The 901-nt window shown below is 31.3% G+C and carries 2 protein-coding genes; both read left to right on the forward strand.

Translation table 11 applies throughout. The annotated features are described in order from the left end of the window. On the forward strand, window positions 1–375 hold a 375-nt coding region (locus ASU35_RS19675), incomplete at its 5' end, for a hypothetical protein (RefSeq protein WP_172794605.1). Window position 376: 1 nt separating this feature from the next. Beyond that, a complete protein-coding gene (locus ASU35_RS05715) occupies window positions 377–811 on the forward strand; it encodes a hypothetical protein (protein ID WP_058352087.1) in 435 nt (144 codons plus the stop codon). Window positions 812–901: the final 90 nt, after the last annotated feature.

Below are 901 nucleotides of genomic sequence, written 5' to 3' on the forward strand. Positions count from 1 at the left end.
AAGAGTGGTTTAGATTCTATTATTAAGAATGGGAAGGTTTCAATAGATGATTTGAAAGCTAATCCAAGTTTATTTAGCGGAAAATCAGTAGATGAAATAGCACAAGCTCTTACAGACGCTGGTTATGATGTCACAATTCAAAAATCAGCTAGGTCAAAAAGTGGAGCACAAATCATAAAGATAAATAATCCTGGTGGAGGAAAGAATATTTCTCAAGTACAAGTTTCGCCAGGTGGTGGAAGACATGGTGGCAATCCGTATGTGAAGATAAGCACCACAGACCAAGGTATAATTAAAATAGTTAATGGCTCAGAAAGTCTTTACAAAACAGATGGAAAAGAAACTGCAACAATTATTTTTTCAGGAGGTAATTAATATGTTGTTGGATATTACAGCTCCAATTATACCCTTTGAGGGATTTGGAGAAATAAAGCTATATAGCACAAGGGATGAGTTAAAAGATTTGTTAGAAATGGAAGGTGTTACATCAAAAATTATATTTGATGATTGGATTCAATATGATATTCAGAATAATATAGAGTTGTTGTTTCACCTTAAAAACAATAAATTATTTCGAATAACAACACTAGATAATTATAAGGGAAAGTTATTTGAAAAAATAGGAGTTGGGACTACAGCAGAAGATATGTTAAAATTTGAACCATCTTTTATTTATGATGACTTTGAAGAAGTATGGGAGTCTGACAAAGGTGTGTTTATTGAAATGGATGCTGAAACAAATAAGGTTAGATGGATTTCGGTATACATACCTGAGTTGGATTTAGAAAACTTTGAAGATTGTAAATGGTAAATAAAAATTTAAATTGTGTGAAGCCAGTAGACAAAAAATCTACTGGCTTTATCATGTTCAAAATTATCTAAGATAATGGATTTTTGTAAA

The sequence above is a fragment of the Acetivibrio ethanolgignens genome, assembly GCF_001461035.1.
GTDB classification, from domain to species: Bacteria; Bacillota; Clostridia; order Lachnospirales; family Lachnospiraceae; genus Velocimicrobium; species Velocimicrobium ethanolgignens.